Source organism: Azospirillum fermentarium, from assembly GCF_025961205.1.
Lineage (GTDB): Bacteria > Pseudomonadota > Alphaproteobacteria > Azospirillales > Azospirillaceae > Azospirillum > Azospirillum fermentarium.
Window position 1 is genome coordinate 325,738 of the sequence record NZ_JAOQNH010000001.1, and the last position, 25,326, is coordinate 351,063.

The following is a 25,326-nucleotide window of genomic DNA, read 5'->3' on the forward strand; positions in this document are numbered from 1 at the left end:
CCGGACAAGCCGGTGACCGCTGCACGCCCTCACCCCCACGCCAGCAGCCCCACCAGCCCGCGGGCGGCAAAGAGCACCATCAGCGTCTCGACCGTGCCCAGGATGATGCGCAGCGACGCGCTGACCAGCCCGGTGAACCAATCCTCGTCCGGGAACACGTCGGCCACCATCTGCTGAACCGCCAGACGCAGACGCGCCGCCGCGGTCCCGGCCACCAGCAGCATCACCGGGCCGCCCGCCAGAAAGTACACCGCCCCCTTCCAGAAGGCGAAGGACGCGGGCGTCAGCGCAAATTGGTAAAGGCCGGCGGCGATCCACACCATCGCCGGCCACAGCGCGACGGGTGGTTTTTCCGGTGGCGGGTGGGGAGGGTTGGCCGTCATGGGAAGAGAGCGTGGTGGCGGGGTTCCATCCTATACCAGCCACGCGGAAACCACAGGGCACGAAACGCCGCGGCCCATGCCGGGGCCGCCACCCGGACCCGCCGTTTTTTTTACAAGGCGGATTCCGCGGGTTCGTCCTCGCGGCGGGGGCGCAGTTCGGGGGCGGGGGAGCCGTCGCCGTTCAGCCCCTCCCCCACCCGCAAGGTGGCGCGGAAGCGCTGGACCAGAACACGGGCCTCCGCCTCCGGCACGCCCAGGCGGGCCAGGGCATAGGCGCCGATGGCCAGCGACAATTCCCGCTCGCCCATGGCCGCCATGCCCACACCGTTCCTGTCCAGCCACCCCATCTCCTCCTCCCCGGCGGCGCGGACCACCACGTCCACCAGGGTGTTGAGGGTCTTGGCGCTGGTCACCACCCGGCGCCCCTGCACCGTGCCGGGGGCGGCCAGCACCACCAGCCGCGCCTTCTTCACCCCGGCGGCCTCCAGCACCTCCGGCTCGCCGCCGTCGCCCCACACCACGGTCAGGCCGCGGGCGCGCAGCTCCTCCGCCCGACGGCGGTCCTGCTCCACCACCACGAACGGGCGGCCCCGGTCGGCCAGCATCCGGCACACCAGCGCCCCCACCCGCCCGTGCCCCACCACGATGGCATGATCGCGCAGGTGCGGCGCCTCCCCATGGGGGACCGTGGGGGCGGGGTCGCCGGCGTGGGGCCACCACGCCGGACGGCTGAGGTTGGATCGCCCGATCCATTCCGCCAGACGGTCTACGGCGGCGAACACCGCCGGGTTGAGGGTGATCGACAGCAAGGCGGCCGCCAGCACCAGATCACGCCCTTCGCTGGGCATCAGCCCCAGCGCCACCCCCAGCCCGGTCAGGATGAAGGAAAACTCGCCCACCTGCGCCAGGCTGGCGGAAATGGTCAGGCCGGTGCGCATGGAATGGCCCAGCAGCACCACCAGCACCAGTGCGGCCAGGGATTTGCCGATGATCACGATGCCCAGCGTCGCCAGCACCGGCAGCGGGTCGCGCACCAGCACCATCGGGTCGAACAGCATGCCCACCGACACGAAGAACAGCACGGCAAAGGCATCCTGCAGCGGCAGGCTCTTGGCCGCGGCCTCGTAGCTGAGGTCGCTTTCGCTCAGCACCATGCCGGCAAAGAAGGCGCCCAGCGCCAGCGACACCCCGAACAGCGACGCCGACACCAGCGCGATACCCAGCGCCGCGGCCAGCACCGCCAGCGTGAACAGCTCGCGCGATCCGGTGCGCGCCACCTGTCCCAAGAGCCACGGCAGCACCCGCCGCCCGGCGATCAGCATCACCGCCGCGAACAGCCCCACCTTGGCCAGCGTCAGCCCCAGTTCCATCCACGGGAAGCCGCCGCCCCCGCCCGCGTCCTTGCCGGGGGCCAGCGCCGGCAGCAGCACCAGCGCCATCACCGTGACCAGATCCTCCACCACCAGCCAGCCCACCGCGATGCGCCCGTCGCGGGTGTCGAGCGCGCGGCGGCTTTCCAGGGCCCGCAGCAGAACCACCGTGCTGGCCACCGACAAGGACAGGCCGAACACCAGCCCGGCGTTGAGATCCCACCCCCACAGCAGCGACACCCCCGCCCCGATGGCGGTGGCGACCAGGATCTGCACCACCGCCCCCGGCAGCGCCACCCGGCGCACCGCCCACAAATCACCGATGGAAAAATGCAGCCCCACCCCGAACATCAGCAGGATGACGCCCACCTCGGCCAGTTGCGACACCAGCTCGCCGTCGCCGACGAACCCCGGCGTGTGCGGCCCCACCGCGATCCCCGCCAGCAGATACCCCACCAGCGGCGGCAGGCCGAAACGCCGGGCGGCGAAGCCAAGGGCGAAGGCCATCACCAGTCCGATGGCGATGGTGGCGATCAACGGCGGAACATGGAACATGAAGGCCGGGCTTTCCCTGGGCGGTTGACGGGGCGGGGGAGTGGGCAAAGCCGCTATATGGTGGCCGAAGCCCACCCCATAAACCCTGGGACTGTCCTCCACACGGACGATCCACACAAGAAAACCGCCGTCCGGGGAAATACGGACGGCGGTGCGGAAGTCTCGGTTCGGAAGCGTCAAACGGGGGGGACGGAACCGGGACGTCAGCCCGCCCGCACCTGATCCATGAAGCCGCGCACCTTGGTGTCCAGCGAGCGCACCTCCGTCGCCACGGTGGAGGAAGCCTCCAGCACCTGGGTGGCGGAGCGGCCCGATTCCTCCGCCGCGCGGGCCACGGCGTCGATGCTGGTCAGCACATGGCGGGTGCCGTCGGCGGCCTCGTGCACGTTGCGGGCGATCTCGCGGGTGGCGGCGCTCTGCTGCTCCACCGCCGCCGCCACCGACGTGGCGATGTCGTTCATGGTGCGGATGGTGTCGGCAATGCCGCGGATGGTGTCCACCGATTCCCGCGTCGCCGCCTGCATGGCGCTGACCTGGGTCTGGATGTCGTCGGTGGCCCGCGCCGTCTGGTTGGCGAGGCTCTTGACCTCCGACGCCACGACGGCAAAACCCTTCCCGGCCTCGCCCGCGCGGGCCGCTTCGATGGTGGCGTTCAGCGCCAGCAGGTTGGTCTGGGACGCGATGTCGTTGATCAGGCTCACCACCTCGCCGATGCGGTTGGCGGCGTCGGACAACCCCTCGACCGTGCGGTCGGTGCGGGCGGCGGCCTCCGCCGCTTCCCGCGCGATGCGGCTGGACGTCACCACCTGCTGCCCGATCTCCTGGATCGAGATGGAAAGCTGTTCGGCGGCGGCGGCCACCGCCTCCACGCTGCTGGACGCCTGGCGCGAGCTGCCTGCGGCACTGGTGGCCTCGCCGCTGGTCTGGCGGGCGGTATCGGTCATGCGCTCGGCCAGGGACTGCATCGCCGTGGCGGCCTCGGCCACCCGGCTCATCACCGAGCGCACGCTGTTCTCGAAGCTTTCGGCCATATCCAGCATGGCGCGGCGGCGTTCCTGGGCGGCGCGGGCGCGTTCCTCCTCGGTGCGGCGGGTGGCTTCGCGGGCCTCCAGGGCGGTGTCGCGGAACACCTCCAACGCTGCGGCCATGTCGCTGATCTCGTCGCGCCCGCCGGTGGGAATGGTGGTGTCGAGCCGCCCGTCGGCGATGGAGCGCATGGCCACCGCCAGCCGGCCCAGCCGCTGGGTGATGCCGCGGCCCACGGTGAACCACGCCAGCCCCATGGCAACGAACAGGCTGGCCCCCGCCAGGATCATCAGATAGAGCCGGCCCGACGCGATGGCGGCATCGGCACCGGCGGCGGCGGCGTCGGTTTCGTTGCTGAGCGCCGACACCTCCATGTCCACCGACGCGGTCAGGGCGGCGGCCTGGGCGCGGCCCTCCTGCTGCACCGTCACCGCGTCCTCGGCCAGGGCCAGCATGGCGCGGCGCAGGTCGAACAGATTGTCCTTGTCGCTGCCGAACCCGATGATCAGGTCGGCGAAGGCCGACAGGCCGCTGTCCTCCGCCTCGCTGCCCAGCACGCTCAGGCGGGTGCGCAGCTTGTTCACCTCCAGCGCGAAGCGGGCCTTGATGGCGTCCAGCCGGGCGGGGTCGGTGGCGGTGGCGGCCTCGGTCAGGCTGCCGGCCAGCGCGCTGCCGGCGGCATCCAGTTCCAGCACCGCGCGGAAGCGGGCCAGCCCGCCCTGCAGCAGCTCGTCCAGGGAATCCCGGGTCTGGTCCTGCACCCGGTCGAGCGCGAGGTTGATGCGCAGCTTGGCCCGCGACAGGAGCGGCGTCACCGCCTGTTCCACCGCTTCCGCCGCGACCAGGGTGCGGGTGGCGTTGCGTTCGGCTTCCTGCACCAGGGTGCGGCGGTCGTCGGGGTCGGCGTCCAGCAGGCGGCGGCGCAGGGCCACCGGGTCGGCGGCATCGCTGACCGTGCCGATCAGGGTTTCGGCCAGGGCGCGCATCTCCGGCCCGCCCAGCCATTCGCTGGGGTTGATGAGCTGGGTGCGCAGCGTCACCACCGCGCGGGCGCGCAGGTCGTCCAGCGCCGACAGCCGCTGGGGATCGGCGGTGATGCCGGCCAGGGCCGGGATCTGCCCCAGCGTCTTGGCCGCGGCACGGATGTCGTTGACCGCGGACAGGTCGATGACGGCGCCGCGGGTGTTGCTCAATTCCTCGCTGGTGAAGGAGGTGAGCTGTTCGCCCTTGCCCCGCAGCGCCACCCCGGCGGCATCCACCACCGGTGTCAGGGTCTTGGAAAAGATCTCATAGGCCGACCCCAGGCCCGACAGGGCGCGGTCGCGCTTTTCCTCCAGCTCCAGCCGGCGGCTGACGGTCTGGTTCTGCTTTTCCAGCGAGGCCAGCATGGCCTGCACGCGCGCGCGCAGATCCACCAGCAGCGGATCGCCGGGCCGCTTGGCCGCCAGCGTGTCGAGCACCGACATCAGTTGCTGGGCGCGGGCGCTGATCTTCTTATAGGCCGCGTCACGCTCGGCCTGGGAATGCACGGCGTCCAGGGTGGGGGCGGCGGCGGCGATGATGTTGCTTTCCTTCGCCAACGTGTTGGCGAGCATCATGCCGGGCAGGTTTTCCTGGGTGATATGGGCGAGCGGCGCTTCCACCGCCCGGTACGAGACCAGCCCGACGAGGCTGGCGCCGACGGTCATGGCGGCGATGCCACCGAACGCGGCCAGAAGCTTGGCCTTGATGCTCAAGCCGAATCCGCTGCCGGGACCGGATACAGGCAAATGTTTCCCTGGCAAACCATTCGACTTCTCATAAGACATCGGGCGCTCCCTATATTGACGCTTTATTATTCGTCATTGATCCTTATCATCAGAGAAACCGGTTAACAAATACCCAACGGTTTTCCTGCGGAAAGTCCTTATGCATGGGGATGAGGGCCGCGGGGAATGCGGTACTCCTATGCAGAATGCTGAAAAACAGCCCTTGCATCCCCGGCCTCATGGCGCTATGGTCCGCGCCCGAGCCGCTGGGGAAACAACCGGCCCTGGCGGAAGCGACAATGTGCTGCCTTAGCTCAGCCGGTAGAGCAGCTGATTCGTAATCAGCAGGTCGTCAGTTCGAGTCTGACAGGCAGCACCATTCTAAGCCCCTGAAAGGTAACGCCTTTCGGGGGCTTTCCATTTCTGGGCCAACGCTCCGTTTCCGGTCCAGCAATCACCCGACAATCACCCGGAGCGATTTCGCGGTCTGGACCGTGCCTCCGGCTTCCCTGGTCATCCCCCCTCGCCCTGTCCGGCCCTCGAGTCCGCGGCGCCCGCCGCTGCCGGGCCTGTTGGCTCTCGGCGTCACCACGCCCCAGTTTCGCCGCTCCCGGCCTTCAAGGACTGAAGGCTGGGGCTACCGCTTCCCCCGTTACGGCCCGCATCACCGGTGGTGGGCGGCTCCGTCCCCTCGGTCGCCTTTCGCCATCGCGGTGAACCTCTCTCGCTCCGGTGTGGCCCCGCCCTGGTGCTCGCCTGCCCTCTCGGCTCTGGCGCCCCGCCCTGTGGCCGGGGGCGGCCTGCTGCGCCCTCGCCTCGGACCCTCCCCCGGTCGGCTGGGGCGGTGTCGGTGGGCGGGCACCCCGGCGGGAGGGGGGTGGGGGTCTTGCGCGGTCAGGCCGACGCGCGCGGGTGGGGGGGCAAAAACGCGGCGGAGAATCCTCCTCGGGGCATCCTTTCCCGATTTTTCCTACCCCCATAAGGGCGTAATACTCTTTCGTTCTGCAGTTCTTCAGGCGCAACCTTCCGGGTCAGCGTCCTCAAGGTAGATGCTGAGAAGTTCGGCGGCCACGAGCCCCGTTCTGCCCTCGATGTACCGGTGGATCTCGCTTCGCTCGTTGGCGATGGCCCTGAATGCCTCCAGGGCATTCCATGCCTCTTCCCGGGCTTTCCCGAGACGCTCGGCGACTCCCGGCGGAATGGACCCTTCAGCGCAGGCATCGCAGAATGCACGGGTCATTTCCTCGGGGTCGGGGTGTGGACGGCGGCATAGCTCGCCAGCAGCCGGCGGCGGGACAGGGCCGGCAGGTGGTTGATCAGGTCCAGGGCCTGGGGTGCGGCGTTGTCGTTGGCCTCGGCCTCGCGCAACACCGACAGCAGCCGGGCGGCGTCGTTGGGGTGGACCAGAACCGATGCCAGCGACCGCAGCGAGCGGAGCCGTGCGAGACGTTCTGCGGGGTCGATGCCGGGGGTGAACGGCCCCCATTGGTCGTTCGCGGATGTCATGCTTCAGCACTCCTGAAACCTGCCAACCACTGCCAACCATCTGCCAACCAACCCGCCCCCCTTATAGGGGGGGGCGGTTGGCATTGGTTGGCACGGTTGGCACTGCATGTGGTCACGCTCTGGTTGGCAGCGGTTGGCACCGCAGTTGGCAAGTGGTTGGCAGATGGTTGGCAACGTGATTTTCGGATTTGGTTGGCACTTTGCTCATCCCGACCGTATGGACCACGCGAAATCACCGTCACACGCAACCCATGAGTGCTCAACAAGAAGGGACTTATTCTTGTTAAAGTTGGTACTCCGTCGACGCTGATCGTCGCGGTCTTCGCCGCCTGGAATCAGTCCGAGACGGACGCATTCGTCACGCCAGTGCTGAAGCGTCGTGCCTCGTTTGCCATCTCGCGTTTCCCCATGGGCGATCATGGCGTTGAGCAAGGCTTCGGCGTATCTCTGGGCCGCTGGCGGCGGGTTGCTCCCTCTCCGCTTTCCGCTGCCATCGGATGGCGCCTCGCGCTCGGCGGGCGTGACGATGCAGGATGTGACCGGCTTCCCGAGAGGGTTCCTGCCGAGCTCGACCGACGTGAGGGTGAAGACGAACTCGCCATTGGTCTCGAGGTCGCGCTGCTTGGTGATCCTGGCGACAGACGGGGTTTCCGCCCCTTCGCGGGACACTTCGATTTCGGTGTCGGTGGCAGCGCGCAAGAGGCTGTGACCACGCGCGCCACGCGACGTGTCCTTGCCGCTGTGGTGAACGAACATCAAATGGGCACCCGTCTCCTGACGGATGCGGTCGGCGTTCATCACCAGGGCGCCCATGTCCTCGCTGGCGTTCTCGTTCCCGCCGGCCATGGCCCTCGACAGGGTGTCGATGACAACCAAGGCAACCGGCATCCCGGCGTGCTGGGCCGCATGGGTGATGGCGGCAATCAGGGCCTCGGTGTGCCCCCTGTCCGGGTCCAGCAGGTTCACGGAAGATCGGATGACGGCGAAGGGCGGGGCTGACGCGATGTCGTAATGGCGGCGGAAGGCGGCGATCCGGTTCATCACCCCTTTACCGCCCTCGGCCGCGACGTAGATCACGGCGCCCTGGACCACATGACGGTCACGCCAGCGCCAGCCAAGGGCGATGTGCAGAGCAAGGTCGGTCGCAAAGAAGGTCTTGCCGCAGTTGGACTCGCCGTAGACGACGGAAAGGGCGCCTGGGGTCAAGACCCCTTCCACCAGTTCCATGGTGTCGAGGTCGACAGCGATATCCCCGAACCAGACGAAATCAAGCGCGCCCGGCTGGTAACCGGCCGGCGCCACGGCGGGCCCCACCCCCTCGGCGGGCAGGGCTTCGGCGATCAGGCGCTCAAGATCCTCGTCGGTCCAGCCCTCGGGCAGCGGGTCGGCCAAGTCCCACGTCTCGGGCAGTCCCTGCGGCAAGGCGACGACGCGGACCGAGCACGCCCCGGCCTTGACAGCCTCCGCCACCACCTTGCGGGCGGATGCTGCCCCGGCCTCGTCGTTGTCGGGCCAGATGGTCACGTCGCGGCCCTGGAGAGGCGACCAGTCGGCACGGGCTATGCCGGCAGAGCCGCCGGCCCACGTCACCACCACCCGCTCCCCGATCAGGTCGCAGCCAATGTCGGCGGACTTCTCGCCCTCCACCACCAGCACCGGCAGGCTGGGGTTCGCCAGCAGGTCGGGAAGATGGTAGAGGGGAACGGGGGTGGGCCATTTCCATTCCATCCCCGCCGCCGTGCGGATCAGGGGGCGGAACTGCTTGCGCCGCTTCCCCCGTGCATCAAGGGCAGGGTGCCCGTCCGAATCGGTCTCATCGAACCGGCAATGGCGCATGACGAGCCGGTTGGCAGCGTCGTAGTATTCCCAGACGCTGGCCGGCTGCCCCAGCCGATGCAGGGCGGGGACGGGCGTTGCCGGGTCGATGGACAGGGGAATCACCGCGGCGTTGGCGTTGGCGGGCCGGTCGATCCTGGGGGGCTTGGGCTGGGAACGGGGGCGGTTCTGGCCGAAAGTGACGGTGATGCCGCCGTAGCGCTGGGCGGCTTCGGCCATGGCCTCGGTCCGGGACAGTCCACGGGCTTCCTGGTAGAGGTCAAGGTCATCGCCGGAGAACCCCCCGGAGAAATCCCGGATGGTTTCGGCCCTCTCCGAGTTCAGGGGAATGGGCAGGGAACTCCCTGGCTCGCCGTGGGGGCTGCCGATGTAGAACACCCCGGACACGATCCGGCCCGCCGGGAAAACAGCCGGCAGCCAATCCCGGCGGCAACGCCGGAGGATGTCCGAGATTTCGGCGGCGGACGGCAGGGCGGTCATGCTCTGGGCACCTCAAGGGGGGGACGTGGGGCGAAGCGGTGTCCATCGATGGCAGACAGCATCGACGGGTCGAGGCGGCTGTACCGCTCCAGCCGGTCGATGATGTCGTCCTGGCTGTCGGTTTTGGCGGCCAGTTCGGCGAGGAATTCGGCAAGGGCGCGTGGCCCGAGTTCGTGAAGCTGCCGGGCCAGCCGCTCCACCCGCACCTGCTCGTCGGGGCGAAGCTTCCAGAGCATCACTTCCTCTCCCGCTCCCTCAGCCACGCGGCAGCAGCCTCCGCCCGGATCAGGGTGCGGCGCCCCAGCTTGATCGTGGGCGGGCCTTCGCCGCGGGCACGGAGGTTGGTGAGGTGACGCCGGGTGATTCCGACCTTCCGGCAGAATTCATCAATGCTGATGGTGGTAAGTTCGTCGGCGGTGCTGTGTTCAGCGGTCATGGGGTGATCCCGTCAATCAGTGAAGACGGGAAACCCTGATGCCACCCGGCGAAAAGCGACAACGCACCGGCAGGAACTGACGGAACCCGGCGGGAACTTATGGGTCAGGCCGCGCTGCTGGTGGACGTGTGGCGCTGCCTGTTCAGAAAGGAAATCACATCGCCGCGGCGGTATCGGACAGCACGGCCAAGCTTGAAAAAGGGGAGGCCCATCACGCCGCTGACCCTCCAGTTAGCGAGGGTCTTTTCGGTCACGTTGATCATGGCCGCGGTTTCCCTGGGGGTCATGAGGTGATCATCGTTCGCAAGAACGGCGGTGGAAGCGGGGTATAACTTCTTCATGTCCCTGGTTTCCTCTTAAAGCCCTTGACCTTCCCTGTTGAGGAACCTACCACCTGATCATCATCAGATCAAGCGCACTTGATCAACAAAAAATCAGGTGCCGCAACTGCAACCGGGGGGTGAGGCATGTCTGAGGAATGGCCTGTTACAGCCGCTGAATGGGCGAAATTTATGGCTCGGCCCATAAATGAAAGACTACTTGTATTTGATGAAGAGGCAGAAAAAATATCAGGAGCAAGCGTCAGTGACCTCAGAAAGTTGCAAACTGCCGGCGCAATTAAAGCAGATAAAATTCCCAAAACTGGTGGAGGATATGTTCGAGTTTGGGGTAAAAATTCTATTATAATTTCTGCTATAGCAAAACAGATAGATGAAAATTCTATACTAGGAATAATTGAATCTGGAGAAATTGCGGCATCGATAAAAGATTCTCTTTTCTTGAAAATAATTGAAGAATCAATATCACAAAAAAAATCATATAATATTGAAAATGATGCGCAAAATGATTGGGCAATATGCATTTACGACATAATATTTGTGAAAATAGAAAAAATATCAACGAGAGAAAACTATGATATATGCATATCAATATTAGATGAAATAATACAGATAGAGAACGATGAACAGAGAAATCAAATGAGGAAGGCAGAAATCAATTATTCTGCCATGATAAGATTGAATATCAGCGGAACAATTAGAGAGGTCCATAAAAAATTCGAATTGCTTGCATAGGTGATGGTGCGTTTCCCCCCGCTCCTCCCTGCCCGTACGGTCACCCCGATCAGCAGCAGGAAGGGGAAAGCCGTGCGGGTTTTGGTGGAAACGATGGGGGTCAGCGATCCCATGTTGCAGTCGGCGCGGGACGCGCTGTGCGCGGATACCCTGGCCGACGGGACAACGGTGGTGCTGGCGGAGGATTGGGCGGCGCTGGAAACGCTGAACCGGGAGCACGCCGAATCATGGTTCCCGCTGTTGCCCCGGCCCGCCGGCGCTCCGACCTTCTGGCTGGCCGCGGTTGACCATGAAGGCGAGCCGGTGGCGGTCCAGGCGGCCGCGCTGCTGGATTGCTCCACGGCCTCCCTGGGAGAGCGGCTGGAGGATCTGACGGCCTTCCATGATCCGGGTGGCGCCCCGTCCGACGACTGGTGTTTTGTCGCGTCGGCCACCGCGCGGGAAACCCATGGGCCGGTGGCGCTCATCACATCGGGGTGGACCCGGCCCGACTGGCGCGGGCGCGGGCTGTTCCACCGGCTGGGCCGGTTGGTGCGGCTGGTGGTCCTGGAGCGCTGGGCCGTGCGGTGGGTGGCCGGGCTGGTCGACCCCGAAACGGTGCCACAGTGGAGTGCGGCGAAGGCCGGGCACCGGCACCTCGACCCGCACCCCACGATCCTGCTGCACCAGACCGGGGCCGGACGGCTGCCGCTGCACCTGTTGCGATTCACGACGGCATCCGTGCGGCTGGATCTGTCGGCCCATGCCCGCCGCTCCCTGGTCACGGCCGGCTGACGGCGGCAAGGTCGAACCCGAACCACCGGGCCGACAGGCGCGACACGGTGCCGTCCGCCACCGCCGCGCGGATGGCGTCATCGAATCGGGCCTGCAAGGCAGTATCGCCCTTGCGCAACCCCACGCCCACCCCCTGCCCGAACTCGCCGCCGGCCACGTCCATGGGCAAGGGAATTACCCCGTCGTGTCCGCAGGTAACGGCACCCACCGCGGAGCGGGCACCGAACACGGCATCGATCCGCCCGGCAACAAGGTCGAAGGCCGCGGCCTCAATGGTGGGATAGTCCACCACCCGCACGTCGGGCAGGCGTTGGGCCAGGAACAGGGCCTGGGTACTGCCGGGCTGCACCCCGACCGTCCGGCCCTCCAGCAGCGCGGCAAGCGCTGCCAGAGCCTTCCGCGTCCCGGTGCCGTTGTCGGACAGGTCCAGGTGAGTGGGCAAGCCGGGACCAACGGACACCCCGTCGCGGACGGCGAAGGCGGACGGCTCGGCGGCATAGGGGCCGGCGAACCCGATCACCCCGCGGCGCTCCTCGGTGATCGATACCGCGGCCATGACGGCATCGGCTCGGCCCTGGCGTAGGGCGGGAATCAGACCCTCCCACTCCAACCCCACCATCTGGCACTCCACAGCCATCCGGCGGCAGAGGTCACGGGCAAGGTCCACCTCGAACCCGACCAGTTCACCGCCGGACCCGGTGGCGTTCCACGGGGCGTAGGCGCCCTCGGTGACGATGCGCAGAGGTTGAGGGGTGGGAGTGGTTCCGGCCACGGTGGACAGGGACAGGATGCCGACAGCCAGGGCCACGGCGGCAATCATCTTCATCGACATGGCGTGGCCTCAATGCAGGACGACGGCGGACAGCACGGCCCGGCGGTCGCCGCCGGTCCAGCCGGCCAACAGGTGGCTGTAGGAGAAGCCCGCCCCGATTCCCCGAACCGTGACGGTGTTGAACACCGGCTCGCCGCCCTCGATGGCCTCGGCGTATTCGGCCCCGATCAGGCGGGCGTAGCCGGCGTGCGGGTCGGCATCGTCGGGCTGGTGCAGCACCGCCCGGCCCCAGCCACGCCCCAACACCGCCAGCGTGGGCGCGCCGATGTGACGGAAGGTCAAGGGGCCGCCCGGCCCGCTCGCCAGGAAGGTGCAGCGGGACAGCAGGCCCGCATCCTTCAGGAAGCCGGGCACCGCCGGGTCGAGCGTGCGGTGGGCGCGCCAGAAGCGGGCAAGGATCTGCTGCCAGTCGGCGGCGGTTCTAACCGGGTGCCGCCGGATGGTGACCGCGGGATCGGCGGCGGGCGGCGGGTTGCCGGGCAGGATGATGACGTTCACGCGGCGGTCCTCCCGGCCTGGGCCATGGCGGCGTAGACCGCGCGGGCAGTGTCGGGATTGATGCCGGCGGCAGCGGCCCCGGCCTCGACCATGGACAGCGACGGCGTGACGGGCAGCGCCAGCATGGCGGGGGCTTCGGCCTCGAAGCCGGCGACGGCCTCGGCGAAGGGGTCACGGTGGGCGTTCACCATCTCGAACAGTTTTTCCCACTGGTTGTTTAGGCTGGTGATGGCATTCCTCACCTGTCCCAGCACCCAGCAATGGGCATTGCTGGTGCCGGTGACATCGTAGCCGTGGACGCTGAAGTCATGCTGGTCCAGGACTATCGCGGTGGTAATAGCGGCTTGGGCGGTGCCAAGCACATTTTTTATGTCGAACACGATGTCGCAGATGTTCTCAGGGACCGCGGACTTGGATTGGGCACACTCGGGACAGGCGGCCTTTCTTTCTTGCCGGCCCACCATCCTCTTGATACTCTCGGAGATGTTCCACAAGATATGGGTCACTGGATCATTATCAATGATTTCCGGCTTGCGGTAATCACCTTGGCCATTCAGGAACCATTCCTCGACGGTTTGGCGCGCGTCCTTCACGGATTCCGTTTCCCGCACGGCCATCAGCGCCAGAGCATTTAGCCCCTCCAGAGTGTTGGCCTTGAAGTTCTTCATCCGCTCGGCGAGCACTATCCAATGTTTAAAGAGGACCTCCCGCTCTTCGTCGGGCTGTTCGCTACCCTCCGGGTCCAAGGCGAACGCCGCATCGAAGGCGCGGAACGCCTTGAACGTTGCCAGCAGTTCGGCGTCGCGGTGGGTGCTGCCAGCAGCCCCTGTGCCCAGCCGGTACGCGCACATATGGGCGGCGGCGGCGGCAGTGTCCCTGAGGCTGTCGTCTTGCCGGTCGCCCTGCTCGATCCCGCCCCCCAGAACGGAGCCATCGGCGGCGGTGACAATCCAAGTGCAAATGCGGCGGTCGGTGGTCGGAGCCAAGCCACAGAGGTCCAGCACTTCCAGACGGTACGGACCATCCTGGGCGGTCAGGCGCGCCCAATGGGTGCCGGCAGTGGGATTGGTTTCCTGCTTTGTAGTCCAGGCGATCAAACTGGGAGTCGGCTGGGCATGGCTCGAGCGTTCGCGCCCTATGGGCACGTTGTCGTTTGTCGTGATCATGATAATCCTCAGCGTTCAGACAAAGGGGAAGCGTTCACGCCTTGGGGGCGTGTTGGAATAGGGGAAGACTTCTTAACCCTGTTGTTGACCTTCCAAGCGGCGCAGATTACACCTCAAGTGTGAGCACATACCCTGTCAGGGTATCAACACCCTGAGTGTGTTATCATGTACCTGAGGTGTAACATTGGCTATTTTGACAGGTGAACAGATTCGAGCGGCCAGGGCGCTTCTGCGGTGGGAGCAAAAGCGCCTCGCTGATGAAGCGAGGGTATCGCTTGAAACGGTTAAGCGCCTGGAGGGGATGTTGGGAGAGGTGTCCGCCATGGCCGGCACGGTCGATACTCTCCGCAAAGCGTTCGAATCCCAGGGCGTCCAGTTCATTGATGACGGGGCCTATCAGGGAGACGGGGGGCCGGGCGTGCGACTGCGGAAGGGCATGACCTCTGCCTTCGGAGGGCAGCGCTCGTAGACGTGCGGGAAACCAGATGCGGCATGCAGGGACGATGGACGTACAGGGTCTGCACCCGCCTCAGCAATGATTCTCGGACGGGTGCCCCGTCTCACCGACAGTGAACGCGCGCAGTACCAGGGGCGGGAAGGCAGCGGCGAAGGGGCGGTAGACCTCATCCAGCCCGTCGAACGGATCGAAGGCGCCGGGCGCGCCCGGGGCGTCCGCGGGCAGGTCCACACCGTAGCCGACGGCGGAGCCGATGCTGTTGGCCTGCCGGAAGGCGGCTCCCACGGTGTCCAGCGCTGCGGGGGCCGGCGGCAGACAGGGCCTTGCGGTTCTCGTCGGCGTAGGCTTCAACCATGCGGCGGGACAGGGCCGAGTCGGTGCGCAAGGCGAGCAGTTCGGCGTCGCTCTTGCCGGCGGCCACCTCGGGGGCGGCCTTGCTCATCAGCCACTTCCATGTACCATCGGTGAACTGCCCCGGCCCCGTGGCGCTGCTGTTGGGGTTGCGGGCGTTGGGGTTGCCGCCGCTCTCGGCGGCGATGAAGCGGTCGGCCAAATCGGACGGGAGCGAGGCCGGGTCGCGCTGCCGGGATGTCGGCGGCGCCAACCCCACCCGCGCGAAGGCGCTGCTCACCCGCTCGGTTTCCTCCTGCTGGCGGCGCAACGCGGTGGTGTAGCGGGTGCGGTCCTCCTTGCCGATTTTCTGGTCGCGGAACAGATCGTCCACGGTGAGTTGATCCAGCCTCCCGGCGCCAAGCTCCCGGTCCAGGCCGATGAGACGGTCGGCGTAGAGGCGGGCTTCGGCGTCCCGCTGCTCGGCCTCGGTCATCCCCTGGCGGCGGTGCAGGTCGTTGACCAGCGCGTGGGCGCGTCCAAGGAAACGCTGACGCTCCGCGGCACTGAGCACCAGCGCCGAATCGTTGAACAGGCTGTCGGCCTCCTCCAGCGCACCCACCGCACCCTTGTCGGCGAACGCCTGCCGGATGGTCCGCAAGGCGCCCTCGCCCAACGCCATGCCGTGGAGTTCGTCGCGGCGAAGCTGGGCGCGTTCGGGCGAGATGAGGCCCAGCGCCACCGTCTCGTACGCATCCGGTAAGCGCCGCCTTGGCAAAGTAGGGTCCGACGTCTGAGTTTTGCGTGGCGCGTCATCGCGCGGACGCAAACGAGTGGCAAACGTCATGGCTTACCAGCGGGTCGAGGTTCTGACGGGGACGGAGCGGCGGCGGAACTACACGCCGGCGGAGAAGGTCCGGATGGTCGAGGAGGCGTTCCGCCCCGGCGTGGTGGTGACGGAGGTGGCCCGCCGGCTGGGCGTGCACGAAAGCCTGCTGTATCGCTGGCGGGGGCTGATGAAGGCCACGGGGATCGCCGTGGGCGAACCGCCCAGCTTCACTGCGGTGACCATCACGCCGGAGCCGACCGTCACGGAACTGCCGGTCGTGGAGCCCCGTGCGCCATTGCCGCCTCCGGCGACGTCGGCCACGAGCCCGGCGATCCTCGAGGTCATCCTGCCCAGCGGGGCACGCCTGCGTCTGGAAGGGCCGGTCGACCCGGCCCTGGCGGCGGCCGTCATCGGTGCCCTGGCATGATCCCGGTGCCGAGCGGGGTGCGGGTGTGGCTGGCCAGCGGGCACACCGACATGCGCAAGGGCTGGGCGAGCCTGGCGTTGCTGGTGCAGGAACGCTTCGCCCAAGACCCGCACAGCGGCCATCTCTTCATCTTCCGCGGGCGCCGCGGCGATCTGGTGAAGATCATCTGGTATGACGGCCAGGGCAGTTGCCTGTTCATGAAGAGGCTGGAGCGGGGCCGTTTCATCTGGCCCACGCCGGCGGACGGCGCGGTGTCGATCTCGGTTGGGCAGATGGGCTATCTGCTCGAAGGCATCGACTGGCGCAACCCGCAGAAGACTTGGCGTCCCGAGACCGCAGGGTGACTGCGACACGGTGAATCGACGGGCCGGTTCAGGGGAGATTGCGACGGCTCGAAGGCGTGATCCCAGGTAAACTGGCGCCATGACCGCCGCCCCGCCCCCTGCCGCCGTGGCCGACGACATCGCCAGCTTGCGCGCCGCCTTGGCGCAGGCCGAGGCGCGGGCGGACGCGGCGGAAGCCGAAGCGGCGCGGGCCAGGGCGATGGCTTCGAACACCGAGGCGCTGATCGCCAGCCTGAAGCTGGAAATCGAGAAGCTCCGGCGCGAGCTCTACGGCACGCGCTCCGAGCGCAAGGCACGCCTGCTGGACCAGTTGGAGTTCCAGCTTGAAGAGCTGGAAGCGACGGCCAGTGAGGACGAGTTGGCAGCCGAGCAGGCCGCTGCCCGAACCACCGGGGTGACGGCCTTCACCCGCAAGCGGCCCTCGCGCCAGCCCTTTCCCGGCCACCTGCCGCGCGAGCGCGTCGTTGTGCCGGCCCCCGCGACCTGCCCGTGCTGCGGCTCGGACAAGCTGTGCAAGCTGGGCGAAACGATTACCGAGACGCTGGAGGTGATCCCGCGCCAGTGGAAGGTGATCCAGACGGTGCGCGAGCGGTTCTCCTGCCGGGCCTGCGAGACGATCAGCCAGCCGCCGGCACCGTTCCACACCACCCCGCGGGGCTGGGCCGGCCCCAACCTGCTGGCCACCATCCTGTTCGAGAAGTTCGGCCAGCATCAGCCGCTGAACCGGCAGGCCGAACGCTTCGCGCGGGAGGGCGTGCCGCTCAGCCTGTCCACCCTGGCCGACCAGGTGGGCACCGCCGCCGCGGTGCTGAAGCCGCTGCACGACCTGATCGCGGCGCATGTGATGGCGGCTGAGCGGTTGCATGGGGACGACACCCCGGTGCCCGTGCTGGCCAAGGGCAAGACCGATACCGGGCGCCTGTGGGTGTATGTGCGCGATGACCGGCCGTTCGCCGGCCAAGCCCCACCGGTGGCGCTGTTCCACTATTCCCGCGACCGCAAAGGCGAACATCCCGAACGGCACCTGGCCGGCTTCAAAGGCTGGCTGCAGGCCGATGCGTTCGCCGGCTACAACCGGCTGTACGAACCCGAGCGACAGCCGGGGCCGATCAGCGACGTGCTGTGCTGGGCGCATGCCCGGCGCGGCTTCTTCAAGCTGGCCGACATCGCTACGAACACCAGGCGCGGCAAGGATGCCCCGCCGATCTCGCCGCTGGCGCTGGAGGCCGTGACGCGCATCGACGCCCTCTTCGATCTCGAGCGTGCCTTGAACGGCAAGCCGGCGGCCGAGCGGCTGGCGGCACGCCAGGAGCATGGCGTCACCCTGGTAGCCGCGCTGGAGGGCTGGATGCGGACGGAGCGGGCCCGGCTCTCCCGCCATGCCCCCGTGGCCAAGGCGATGGACTACATGCTGACGCGCTGGGACGGCTTCACCCGCTTCCTCGGCGATGGCCGGCTGTGCCTGACGAGCAACGCCGCCGAACGCGGCCTGCGCGGGATCGCCCTCGGGAGGAAGGCGTGGCTGTTCTGCGGCTCCGATCGCGGCGGCCAGCGGGCGGCGATCATGTATGGCCTGATCACCACCGCCAAGCTGAACAACGTTGACCCGCAGGCCTGGCTCGCCGACGTGCTGGCGCGCATCAACGACATGCCACAAAACCGCCTGCACGAACTCCTGCCCTGGGAGTGGAAGGCGATGCGCGAGCAGGCAAAAGCTGCCTGACCGCGGTACTCAGCGGATGCTTACACCGTCTCGTCGGTCAGCCGGGCGTAACTGTCCAGGGCCTGGGCCATGTCGGCGGTGTTGCCGGCGGCGGCGAACCCCATCACCTGGGCCGTCAGCCGGTCGGCGCGGGCATCCAACGCGTCGGCAGTGGTCTTGCGGGCCTGCTCCACGGAAGCCCGCACCACCGTGCGGTACCCCCTGGCGCCCGCCGCGTCATAGGCGTTGCGGGCCACGTCCCCGTACCGCAGACTGACCGTGCCCAGCACGCCGTTGCGGGCGGCCTCCAGACCCTGGCGGAACGCTCCGGGGTCGTTGGGGTGCCGGGCCATCAGGTCGGTGACGGTGTTCTCGGCGTCGGTTTCCAGCCGGGCCTTTTCCCGGGCGTCGAGGCCCGCCTGGATCTTGTCGGCGAAGGCGCCGATCTGGTCCCCGATCCTGGCGACGGCGGCCCATTTCTCCGCCTCCGCCGCCGGCACGGGGTTGGACGGGATCGGAGCCGGCTGGGTGGTGACGGGCTGTAGGTCCTTGATGGGCAATCCGGTGCCGGCCATCAGAATTTGCTCCCGCTGTTGGGAAAATAGGAGACGGCCCTGCCCTTCCAGGTGCCCTGGAAACCAGGGTCGCTGTTCGCCAGACTGGTGGGCGCGAACGCCTTGGCGCCGAAGTCCAGCAGCGACGTGCCGGCCCTGAGGTAGCCGGTGGTGAGTGCGGTGGACGCGGCGGCATCGCTCTGTTCGGCGCTCATGCGGCTGCTGTCCGCGCCGTTCAGGATGTTGAGCCTTTCGACTCGCATGGCGTCCATGGCGTCGCCGGTCACGTCCTGGCGGATGCGCAAGGCGGTGGGGCTGTCGCCGGACAGACCGCGGCCCGCGCGCAAGGCATCGACGGTGGATTGCTGCGACAGCAATTCTTCGCGCCGCTGCGCCTCGCGCTGGAGAGCGGCGGTGCGCTGCGCCTCTTCCTGGCGGCGCTGCGCTTCGGCCTGCGCCTTCAAGGCGGCGCTCTGGGCCTGACCCTGCTGAATGCTGCTGTAAGCGCCCGCGGCGGTGCTGACCGCCGCCAGCGCAATGGCGGCTTCCATGCCCATTAAACGATGACCTCCATAGTGGAAACCAAAACAGCGATAAGCTTTTCCTCCGGAACCGCCACCGCACCGGAGACATAACGACGATTTATGGGTATAAGTAACACAATTTATGATCTTAAGCCCAATGGGACAGCCCATGACGCAGAGGCAGGAACACAGACCGGAGAGGCTGGTGGAGACGCCGCTGCTGTACCGGCAGGTCATGGCCGGGCTGGTGCAGCGCAAGCGCGAGGTGAGGCTGGCCAACTGGCAGGTGGACGATCTGTCCGGGGTACAGGACGGCTACTTCGCGAAGATGGCCTCCCCCGACGCGCCGCAGGGGCGGATGGCCGGATGGCAGGCCGTGGACGAGGTGTGCCGGGCGCTCTACGCTGACGGGTTCGTCGTCCTCATCCACCCCGCCGGCCCACGGCGGCCGCGCGGCTCGGGTGCGCTGTCCGCCCCGGCCCGCCACGGGCGCCACCGCCGCCCCCGCCCCGTGACCTATCTGCACAACCGGAGCCTTGATCCCGCCATGGACGTCTTCACGATCCGCCTGGAAGCCCTGCGGCTGGCCACCGAAGCCGGGGGCAGTCCCGCCGACATCACCGCCCGCGCCGCGGCCTACGCCGAGTACCTGGGGGGATCGGTGCCCCCGTCCCGCCCGCCGCTGGCGGCACCGGCCAACGACGCGCACGCCGTGAAGGAGGTGTCGTGATGGAAGACGAACGCATCGAACGGATCCTGGACGCCATGTCCGAGGGGACCAGCCTGCGGGCGGCCTGCCGGGAGGAAGGCGTCACGCATTCGTGGTTCCTGCGGCGGGTGAAGGCGAACGAACACGGCCTCCGGAACCGCTATGCCGCCGCCCGCGAAGCCCAGGCCCACGCGCTGGCGGACACGGTGATCGACATCGCCACCGAGGCCGGGCAGGGCAGCGTCGATCCGCACACGCTGCGGGTTCGGCTGGACGCGGCGAAGTGGGCGGCGTCGAAGATCCTGCCCAAGCAGTATGGGGACAAGGTGGACGTGACGGTCGATGCCGACGTGAAGGTGGCCGGCTACATCATCGACCTGACGGCGGCGGTCCCGCCACCGGACGGGATGGCGCTGCCAGGTGACGGTCAGCCCTCCTTGCCCGGGCCAGGTGACTGAATAGGGGTGGGGAGCACACCGCCGATCAGGATCTGCACGGCGCTCATCGCCCGTTCGCGGATAGCCATGTCGGTTTCGGCATCCCCCGAGCGCGGGGTGGTGTAGGCGGCCAAGGCTGCGTCGCACTTGTCCAGACCTTCAGCCAACCACGCGCGGGGATCGTGCTTGCGGGCGGCGGCATCATGCAGCAGTGCCGAGACCAGCAGCCGGAGCGCCAGGAGCTCGGCATGGGTCTTGTCGATGGACGACAGGTTCATGATTCCCTCCATGATGATGACGGGAACCTGACGGAAAGTCGGGGACGGCGTAAACGCACGTGGGGTCAGCGCGGGGAATGGCCGGTATCGGGGATGTCCACGAACTCGATGCGGACGCGTTTGCCCAGCGCGGCGGCAGCCTTCTTCAGCGTGTCCAGGGTGACGGCATCGCTGGCGGGATCGAGAAGCCGCTGAAGCTGGGCGCGGCTGGTGCCCATGCGCTCGGCCATGGCCGTCTTGGTCAGGCCAGCGTTCTGCATCGCTTCGGACAGTTGCCACGCGATGACGCGCTTGACGGCTTGGTCCGTCGCTTCGTCCAGGCGTCCCTCCTCGGCCAGGAAGTCATCGAAGCTTCCCCCGGTGTGCGGGTTGGTTTCGGTCATCGTCAGCGCCTCCATGCGGCTTCGTGGGTGGCCTTGTTCCGGCGGGCAAGCTCCAGGTCTGCGGCGGGCGTTTTCTGGGATTTCTTGATGATCGCGTGCAGCAGGACCATGTTCCCCGCCGCATCGACATAGAAGAACACCCGCCCGATCCGGCCCCCCGGCAACGACGAACGCACCTCGAACAGCCCCTGCCCCATCGGGCGGCAGATGGGCATCCCGACAGGCCAGCCGAATTCCGCCGTGCGGATGTCGTCCCCGATGATCTTCCGATCCTCGGCGGACATGGCCTTGAGCCAATCGCGCACCGGCTCGCCTCCCGCTGCCGTGCGGAAGAACACGGCGTTGATCTTCTTCATCGGCTGGACGGGTGGGTTCGTCATGATGGATCGTATCAATATTGGTACGTTTCAGCAAGGGCGGATGGAAAATGCGAGAAGGCCGCAGGATGGCCGTGGATGCGGTTCTGGGGAGGCCGGTAGAAAGAAGGCGTGAGAGGCGCGTCACGGGTCAAGGGCGGGGCGGGAAAGAGAGTTGCGGGGTTTGATGTTGTCTCGGCTCGAACCAATACGCGCGCGTGCGCAGCCTCCCCACCCTGATGCCCCGGCCCGACCGTCACGCGACGGCGTGGCGCAGGTCCACCACATTGGCCGGGGTGCCGTTGACGATCCGGTCCAGCCGCTGCGCCCATGCGTCCAGGGCGGCGCGGCTCTCGTCCAGATAGTCATGCCGGTTGTAGACCGCGGCCACGCCGCGGATGGTGCCCTGGACGTGGTTGAGGATGCGGTCGGCCACCTGGGGCGCGATGCCCATGCGGGCAAGGCCGGTGGTGACGGTGCGGCGGATGTCGTGGAAGCGCCACCCCTCCACCCCGGCCAGCAGGTCCAGCCGCTCCTTGGCCTTGGAGAAGCCGGACACCGGCGTGGTTCCGGTGGTGGTGAACACGAAGTCGCTCGGCGTCCCGTCGTCCATCTCCAGCCGGGGAAGGACCGCCAGTACCGCCACCGCGGCAACGGAGAGCGGAACGGCGTGGGCTTTGCCGTTCTTGGCCCGCTCCTTCGGGATGGTCCACAGTCCGGCGTCAAGGTCGAGCTCGGACCAGCGCATCCCGGCCACCTCATCCCGGCGCTGGCCGGTCAGGATCAGCAGCCGGACCAGCGGCCCGAACAGTTCCCCCAACGCGGACGCGGCCTCCCACACCCGGCGCAGTTCGTCGTCGCCCAGCACCCGGTCGCGGCTGTCCTCGGCGGACGGCGGCATGATGCCGGCGCAGGGATTGGCGGCCACGTAGTCCTTGGACGCGGCCCAATTGAACATCTTGCGCACCGCGGCCAACAGGCGGTTGGCGACCACGGGGGCGCCGCCGTCCACCACCTCGTCCAGCAGCAGATTCACGTCGCGGCGGGTGACGTCGCCCACCGCCCGTGCGCCCCAGACCGGAACCGCGTGGCGGTCCAGCAACCGCTTCGTAATCAGCAGGTCGTCAGTTCGAGTCTGACAGGCAGCACCATCGTAAGGCCCTGGAAGGGAACACCTTCCGGGGCCTTTCCATTTTTGGATCACTCCAGCGGCGACGACGCGAATTCCGGCAGCGCCTCGGCGCGGGCGGAGAAGGCGGACAGGGCCGGAAAACGGGCCGCCGGAACCACGTCGGCCAGCGCGTGCTGGATGAAACGCCACACCACCGCCACCGTCACGTCCGCCTGCATCGGGCGCTCCCCGGTCAACCAGCCACCGCCGGCCCCCACCGCCTCTTCCAAAAGGCCGGTGGCCGCGGCCAACTGGCCCGTCACCCGCTCGACCCACGGCTGGTGCCGCTTGTCTTCCGGGCGCAGCTCGCGTTCATAGACGATCTGCACCGCTTTCTCGCACGCGGCCAGGGCCAGCCCGATCAGGTGCTGCGAACGGGCATGGACGGCCAGATCCTCCGGTGTCAGGCGGCGGTCCGGCGGGGCCAGACGTTCCACATGCTCCAGGATCAGGGTGGAATCCATCAGCACCACCCCGGCGCCGGTCACCAGCGTCGGCGCCTTCACCACCGGGTTGATGGCGGCGAAGGCGTCGAAATGACGGAACACCGAGAGCTGATCGTGGGCGAAATCCACACCCATCATCTTCAACGACACCGCCACCCGCCGCACATAGGGCGAGTCCATCATGCCGATCAACCGCATCGCCGCTTTCTCCTTGCTGAATCACACGCGCGGGGCACGACGTGCGGCATGGGTTCTTCCCGCATGGGTTTCCCCGCATCGGCTTCCATGGTATGCTGAAAACGTCTCCACCGCACGCCACCGGGGCCGGATGAACCACCAGAAACGTTATGCCGACGCCGCGGCCACCACATCCACCCTGACGTTGATCGTCACCAAGATCGATGCCATGGATCAGCGCAACGGTGCCCGCTTCGACCGCCTGGAAGAACGGATGGACCGGGTAGAGCAGCGGCTGGACCGGGTGGAAGAGAGACTCGACCGCGTGGAGCAAAGGCTGGATCAGATCGACACCCGTCTGGACCGGATCGAGACGCGGCAGGATTCCATGGAACAGACGCTGCTGCACGCCATCGCCAACATGGTTCAGGTGATGAACGACAATCACGCCGAACTGAACCGCAAGATCGAGACCATCGCCGCCCAGACCGCGGCCCGCTGAGAGACGCGCGGGCGCGGATCATCCCCCCGGCAGGTGGCGGTAGGCCAGGACGAAAACCGTGTTGCCGCGGGCGTCCGCCAAGGGCAGCAGCACTTCCACATAACGGTTGTTGGGCAGCAGCGGGTCGTTGCGCACCAGATGGCTCTTCACCACCCCTTCGGTGAAGCAGGCGCGCAGATCGGCCAGCCAGCGCTCCGCCGCCTCGTCCGGGTGCAGGTCGCGCACCCGCCGGCACACCGCCCGCACGGTCAGCCGCTTCTGCACCGCCTTGCCGCACGAGCGGTAGACGAAATCGTCCCCGTCCGGGGCCATCAGCGACAGCCGCGCCACGCAATCGCGCAGTTGCGCGGTGTCGATCTCGTGCGCCGCGGGCATGGCGCGCTGCTTCTTCAGCCGGTGCCAGTAGGAATAGAGCACGCGGGCCGCCGGGGGGATCTGCTCGATGTCCAGCGGGGTCGAGCGGCACAGCAGCGGGTCCACCGCCGGAACGGGCGGCGCCACCGGGGCCGGCTGGGGAACCGCCGCGGCGGGGGCCGGACGCACAGGCGCCGCCTTCACCGCCGCCGCCGGGGTCGGCATGGAGGTGATGGGCTGTCGCTGGGGCCGCGCGCCGTGGGCCTTCAGCATGGGCAGCGGCGACCACACCGGGCAGGTGTGATAGGACCGGGTGGCCTTGTGGTAATCCTGGCTGACCGCCGCACGGCATTCGCCGGAGACGCTGTAGCGCTCCACATGCACCAGCGTGTTGTCGCCCGACACCCGGCGTTCACCGCCCCAGGAAACGCACACGGCACAGGAATGGCTGTCTTTGGCGAAGGCGTGCGTCATTCATGGCCCGCGTTTGGGGTCGAGGGGAAATCCCGTTAAGGGAAACCCCATTGATGCCGTTCCCCACCGCCGGGTGCAAGCGCCATCGTCGCCCCGGGCCCCTCACCCCCTGGACGGCATCAGGCGGAAAAATCCAGCACGATCCGGGTGCCGCCGCCGTCCGCATGGCCGATGTCCAGCCGCCCGCCCAATTGCCCGGCCAGATTGCGGATGATGGTCCAGCCCAGCCCGCCCGCGGCACCGGCCTCGAATCCCGCGGGCAGCCCGCACCCGTCGTCGGTCACCTCCAGCCGCAGGCGGCCGGGCCCGCCGGGCTGCGGGTGCAGACCGATGCGCACCGTGCCGCCGCGCCCATCGGCAAAGGCGTGCTTCAGGCTGTTGGTCAGGGTCTCCACGATCAGCAGCGCCAGGGCCAGCAGCCGTTCGGGGGACGCCGGGGCCGCCGACACCGACACCACGCAGGTCACCCCCTCCACCCCCGCGGCGCGCAGCAGGTCGCGGCACAGCGCGTCCACATGACCGGCGAAATCGTCGCCGGCCTGGGGATCGTGCAGGCGGCGGTGAACCTGCGCCATGGTTTCCAGCCGCCGCCCCGCCTCGGCCAAGGCTTCCGCCGCCGATTCCGGCGTGGTGCCGATGGAGCGCCGCTGCAACGATAACAGGGCCGAGACGAACTGCATGTTGTTGGCCACCCGGTGCTGCAGCTCATGGAACATGGTGGTCTGACGGTCCAGCAGGGCCGCGGTCCGTGCGCGTTCGGCGGACAGGCGGCGCATGGCCACCTGCATGGCGTGGATCAGCGCGATGTCCACCGCCACCACCGCGATATAGAAGCCCTGGGCCAGCAGCGTGGGGCGGTTGATGGTGAAAACGAAGACCGGCGGAATGAAGAAATACCACGCCGCCAGCCCGCACAGCACCGCCGCCAGGATGCCCGGCCCCACCCCGGCGACGAAGGCCGTGAGGATCACCGCCGGAAAAAAGGTCACATAGGGAAAGCCCGGCGGCATCATCTCGTCCACGGCGAGCCGCAACGCCAGCGATGCCCCCGACAGCGCCACCGCCAGCCCGTACCGCGCCCCGGCCCCGCTCTCCAGCAGGGAAAAGCGGGTGATCGCCTGCCAGATGGACCCCCGCCACGTGGGCCGGACAGCCGCCATCGAATCAGACTTCCCTAATGGTTAAGCGC

General features: G+C 67.7%; 29 protein-coding genes and 1 tRNA gene. 9 read left to right on the forward strand and 21 right to left on the reverse strand.

Annotated elements, in window-relative coordinates:
* Positions 1-29 precede the first annotated feature (29 nt).
* The 3 genes from M2352_RS01620 to M2352_RS01630 all read right to left on the reverse strand — a co-directional run bounded on the left by M2352_RS01620 (position 30) and on the right by M2352_RS01630 (position 5,070).
* The gene (locus M2352_RS01620) at positions 30-383 is read right to left on the reverse strand and encodes a hypothetical protein (protein WP_264662773.1); all 354 of its coding nucleotides are present in this window, start codon (positions 381-383) and stop codon (positions 30-32) included.
* 110 nt (positions 384-493) lie between these two features.
* The gene (gene ybaL, locus M2352_RS01625) at positions 494-2,308 is read right to left on the reverse strand and encodes a YbaL family putative K(+) efflux transporter (protein ID WP_264662774.1); all 1,815 of its coding nucleotides are present in this window, start codon (positions 2,306-2,308) and stop codon (positions 494-496) included.
* A 203-nt stretch (positions 2,309-2,511) separates the two neighbouring features.
* Positions 2,512-5,070, reverse strand: coding sequence for a methyl-accepting chemotaxis protein (locus M2352_RS01630; protein WP_264662775.1), 2,559 nt, complete (start codon positions 5,068-5,070; stop codon positions 2,512-2,514).
* Positions 5,071-5,385: 315 nt separating this feature from the next.
* Between M2352_RS01630 and M2352_RS01635 the strand changes: the two genes are divergently transcribed.
* Positions 5,386-5,461 (forward strand) — tRNA-Thr (locus M2352_RS01635).
* 857 nt (positions 5,462-6,318) lie between these two features.
* Here the strand turns inward: M2352_RS01635 and M2352_RS01640 are convergent.
* From M2352_RS01640 to M2352_RS01660, 5 genes are all read right to left on the reverse strand, one after another.
* Entirely contained in the window at positions 6,319-6,588 is a 270-nt protein-coding gene (locus M2352_RS01640; RefSeq protein WP_264662776.1) for a hypothetical protein, read from the reverse strand.
* A gap of 204 nt (positions 6,589-6,792) precedes the next feature.
* Positions 6,793-8,904 (reverse strand): AAA family ATPase, encoded by a 2,112-nt coding sequence (locus M2352_RS01645; protein ID WP_264662777.1) that lies wholly within the window; start codon positions 8,902-8,904, stop codon positions 6,793-6,795.
* On the reverse strand, positions 8,901-9,140 hold the full coding sequence (locus M2352_RS01650; RefSeq protein WP_264662778.1) for a hypothetical protein: 240 nt from the start codon (positions 9,138-9,140) through the stop codon (positions 8,901-8,903). Before M2352_RS01650 ends, M2352_RS01645 begins: the two co-directional genes overlap by 4 nt.
* A complete protein-coding gene (locus M2352_RS01655; protein ID WP_264662779.1) occupies positions 9,140-9,340 on the reverse strand; it encodes a helix-turn-helix transcriptional regulator in 201 nt (66 codons plus the stop codon). Before M2352_RS01655 ends, M2352_RS01650 begins: the two co-directional genes overlap by 1 nt.
* Positions 9,341-9,444: 104 nt before the next feature.
* Positions 9,445-9,681: a helix-turn-helix domain-containing protein gene (locus M2352_RS01660; protein ID WP_319802010.1), complete on the reverse strand. Its 237-nt coding sequence runs from the start codon at positions 9,679-9,681 to the stop codon at positions 9,445-9,447.
* 126 nt (positions 9,682-9,807) lie between these two features.
* Here M2352_RS01660 and M2352_RS01665 point away from each other — a divergent pair, with 126 nt between their 5' ends.
* Both M2352_RS01665 and M2352_RS01670 read left to right on the forward strand, forming a co-directional pair.
* Positions 9,808-10,413, forward strand: a complete 606-nt coding sequence (locus M2352_RS01665; RefSeq protein ID WP_264662780.1) for a hypothetical protein — start codon at positions 9,808-9,810, stop codon at positions 10,411-10,413.
* A gap of 72 nt (positions 10,414-10,485) precedes the next feature.
* Complete coding sequence (locus M2352_RS01670; protein ID WP_264662781.1) at positions 10,486-11,187, forward strand: hypothetical protein; 702 nt, start codon at positions 10,486-10,488, stop codon at positions 11,185-11,187.
* On the opposite strand, the gene M2352_RS01675 is transcribed toward M2352_RS01670, so the two are convergent.
* The 4 genes from M2352_RS01675 to M2352_RS01690 form a co-directional block, all read right to left on the reverse strand.
* Positions 11,174-12,019, reverse strand: coding sequence for a transporter substrate-binding domain-containing protein (locus M2352_RS01675; protein ID WP_264662782.1), 846 nt, complete (start codon positions 12,017-12,019; stop codon positions 11,174-11,176). The two genes, M2352_RS01670 and M2352_RS01675, sit on opposite strands and share 14 nt — an antisense overlap.
* A 9-nt stretch (positions 12,020-12,028) precedes the next feature.
* Positions 12,029-12,517: a hypothetical protein gene (locus M2352_RS01680; protein ID WP_264662783.1), complete on the reverse strand. Its 489-nt coding sequence runs from the start codon at positions 12,515-12,517 to the stop codon at positions 12,029-12,031.
* A complete protein-coding gene (locus M2352_RS01685; RefSeq protein WP_264662784.1) occupies positions 12,514-13,683 on the reverse strand; it encodes a hypothetical protein in 1,170 nt (389 codons plus the stop codon). The genes M2352_RS01680 and M2352_RS01685 overlap by 4 nt, the downstream gene beginning before the upstream one ends.
* Before the next feature lie 623 nt (positions 13,684-14,306).
* A complete protein-coding gene (locus M2352_RS01690; protein ID WP_264662785.1) occupies positions 14,307-15,248 on the reverse strand; it encodes a lysozyme family protein in 942 nt (313 codons plus the stop codon).
* A 67-nt stretch (positions 15,249-15,315) separates the two neighbouring features.
* On the opposite strand from M2352_RS01690, the gene tnpA reads away from it, so the two are divergent.
* From tnpA to tnpC, 3 genes are all read left to right on the forward strand, one after another.
* Positions 15,316-15,726, forward strand: a complete 411-nt coding sequence (gene tnpA / locus M2352_RS01695) for an IS66-like element accessory protein TnpA (protein ID WP_264662670.1) — start codon at positions 15,316-15,318, stop codon at positions 15,724-15,726.
* Positions 15,723-16,070 carry an IS66 family insertion sequence element accessory protein TnpB gene (gene tnpB / locus M2352_RS01700; protein WP_174471014.1) on the forward strand — a complete coding sequence of 116 codons (348 nt, stop codon included), beginning with the start codon at positions 15,723-15,725 and terminating at the stop codon, positions 16,068-16,070. Before tnpA ends, tnpB begins: the two co-directional genes overlap by 4 nt.
* Positions 16,071-16,149: 79 nt before the next feature.
* Entirely contained in the window at positions 16,150-17,793 is a 1,644-nt protein-coding gene (gene tnpC / locus M2352_RS01705; RefSeq protein WP_264662671.1) for an IS66 family transposase, read from the forward strand.
* 20 nt (positions 17,794-17,813) lie between these two features.
* On the opposite strand, the gene M2352_RS01710 is transcribed toward tnpC, so the two are convergent.
* Together M2352_RS01710 and M2352_RS01715 are read right to left on the reverse strand one after the other, a co-directional pair.
* Entirely contained in the window at positions 17,814-18,347 is a 534-nt protein-coding gene (locus tag M2352_RS01710; protein ID WP_264662786.1) for a hypothetical protein, read from the reverse strand.
* Positions 18,347-18,883, reverse strand: a complete 537-nt coding sequence (locus M2352_RS01715) for a hypothetical protein (protein ID WP_264662787.1) — start codon at positions 18,881-18,883, stop codon at positions 18,347-18,349. Before M2352_RS01715 ends, M2352_RS01710 begins: the two co-directional genes overlap by 1 nt.
* 136 nt (positions 18,884-19,019) lie before the next feature.
* On the opposite strand from M2352_RS01715, the gene M2352_RS01720 reads away from it, so the two are divergent.
* A complete protein-coding gene (locus M2352_RS01720; protein WP_264662788.1) occupies positions 19,020-19,580 on the forward strand; it encodes a hypothetical protein in 561 nt (186 codons plus the stop codon).
* The gene (locus M2352_RS01725) at positions 19,580-20,017 is read left to right on the forward strand and encodes a terminase small subunit-like protein (RefSeq protein ID WP_264662789.1); all 438 of its coding nucleotides are present in this window, start codon (positions 19,580-19,582) and stop codon (positions 20,015-20,017) included. Before M2352_RS01720 ends, M2352_RS01725 begins: the two co-directional genes overlap by 1 nt.
* Here M2352_RS01725 and M2352_RS01730 read toward each other — a convergent pair.
* The 5 genes from M2352_RS01730 to M2352_RS01750 form a co-directional block, all read right to left on the reverse strand.
* Positions 19,987-20,274 (reverse strand): hypothetical protein, encoded by a 288-nt coding sequence (locus tag M2352_RS01730; protein ID WP_264662790.1) that lies wholly within the window; start codon positions 20,272-20,274, stop codon positions 19,987-19,989. The genes M2352_RS01725 and M2352_RS01730 overlap by 31 nt on opposite strands.
* A 65-nt stretch (positions 20,275-20,339) precedes the next feature.
* Positions 20,340-20,657 (reverse strand): helix-turn-helix domain-containing protein, encoded by a 318-nt coding sequence (locus M2352_RS01735; protein ID WP_264662791.1) that lies wholly within the window; start codon positions 20,655-20,657, stop codon positions 20,340-20,342.
* A 2-nt stretch (positions 20,658-20,659) separates the two neighbouring features.
* A complete protein-coding gene (locus M2352_RS01740; protein ID WP_264662792.1) occupies positions 20,660-21,037 on the reverse strand; it encodes a type II toxin-antitoxin system RelE/ParE family toxin in 378 nt (125 codons plus the stop codon).
* Between the two features lie 232 nt (positions 21,038-21,269).
* A complete protein-coding gene (locus tag M2352_RS01745) occupies positions 21,270-22,115 on the reverse strand; it encodes a tyrosine-type recombinase/integrase (protein ID WP_264662793.1) in 846 nt (281 codons plus the stop codon).
* Positions 22,116-22,213: 98 nt separating this feature from the next.
* Positions 22,214-22,828, reverse strand: a complete 615-nt coding sequence (locus M2352_RS01750; RefSeq protein ID WP_264662794.1) for a glutathione S-transferase — start codon at positions 22,826-22,828, stop codon at positions 22,214-22,216.
* Positions 22,829-22,958: 130 nt separating this feature from the next.
* On the opposite strand from M2352_RS01750, the gene M2352_RS01755 reads away from it, so the two are divergent.
* The gene (locus M2352_RS01755; RefSeq protein WP_264662795.1) at positions 22,959-23,309 is read left to right on the forward strand and encodes a hypothetical protein; all 351 of its coding nucleotides are present in this window, start codon (positions 22,959-22,961) and stop codon (positions 23,307-23,309) included.
* Between the two features lie 18 nt (positions 23,310-23,327).
* Here the strand turns inward: M2352_RS01755 and M2352_RS01760 are convergent, their stop codons facing one another.
* Both M2352_RS01760 and M2352_RS01765 read right to left on the reverse strand, forming a co-directional pair.
* On the reverse strand, positions 23,328-24,137 hold the full coding sequence (locus M2352_RS01760) for a PAS domain-containing protein (RefSeq protein ID WP_264662796.1): 810 nt from the start codon (positions 24,135-24,137) through the stop codon (positions 23,328-23,330).
* 119 nt (positions 24,138-24,256) lie between these two features.
* Positions 24,257-25,297, reverse strand: coding sequence for a sensor histidine kinase (locus M2352_RS01765; protein ID WP_264662797.1), 1,041 nt, complete (start codon positions 25,295-25,297; stop codon positions 24,257-24,259).
* Between the last annotated feature and the right edge of the window lie 29 nt (positions 25,298-25,326).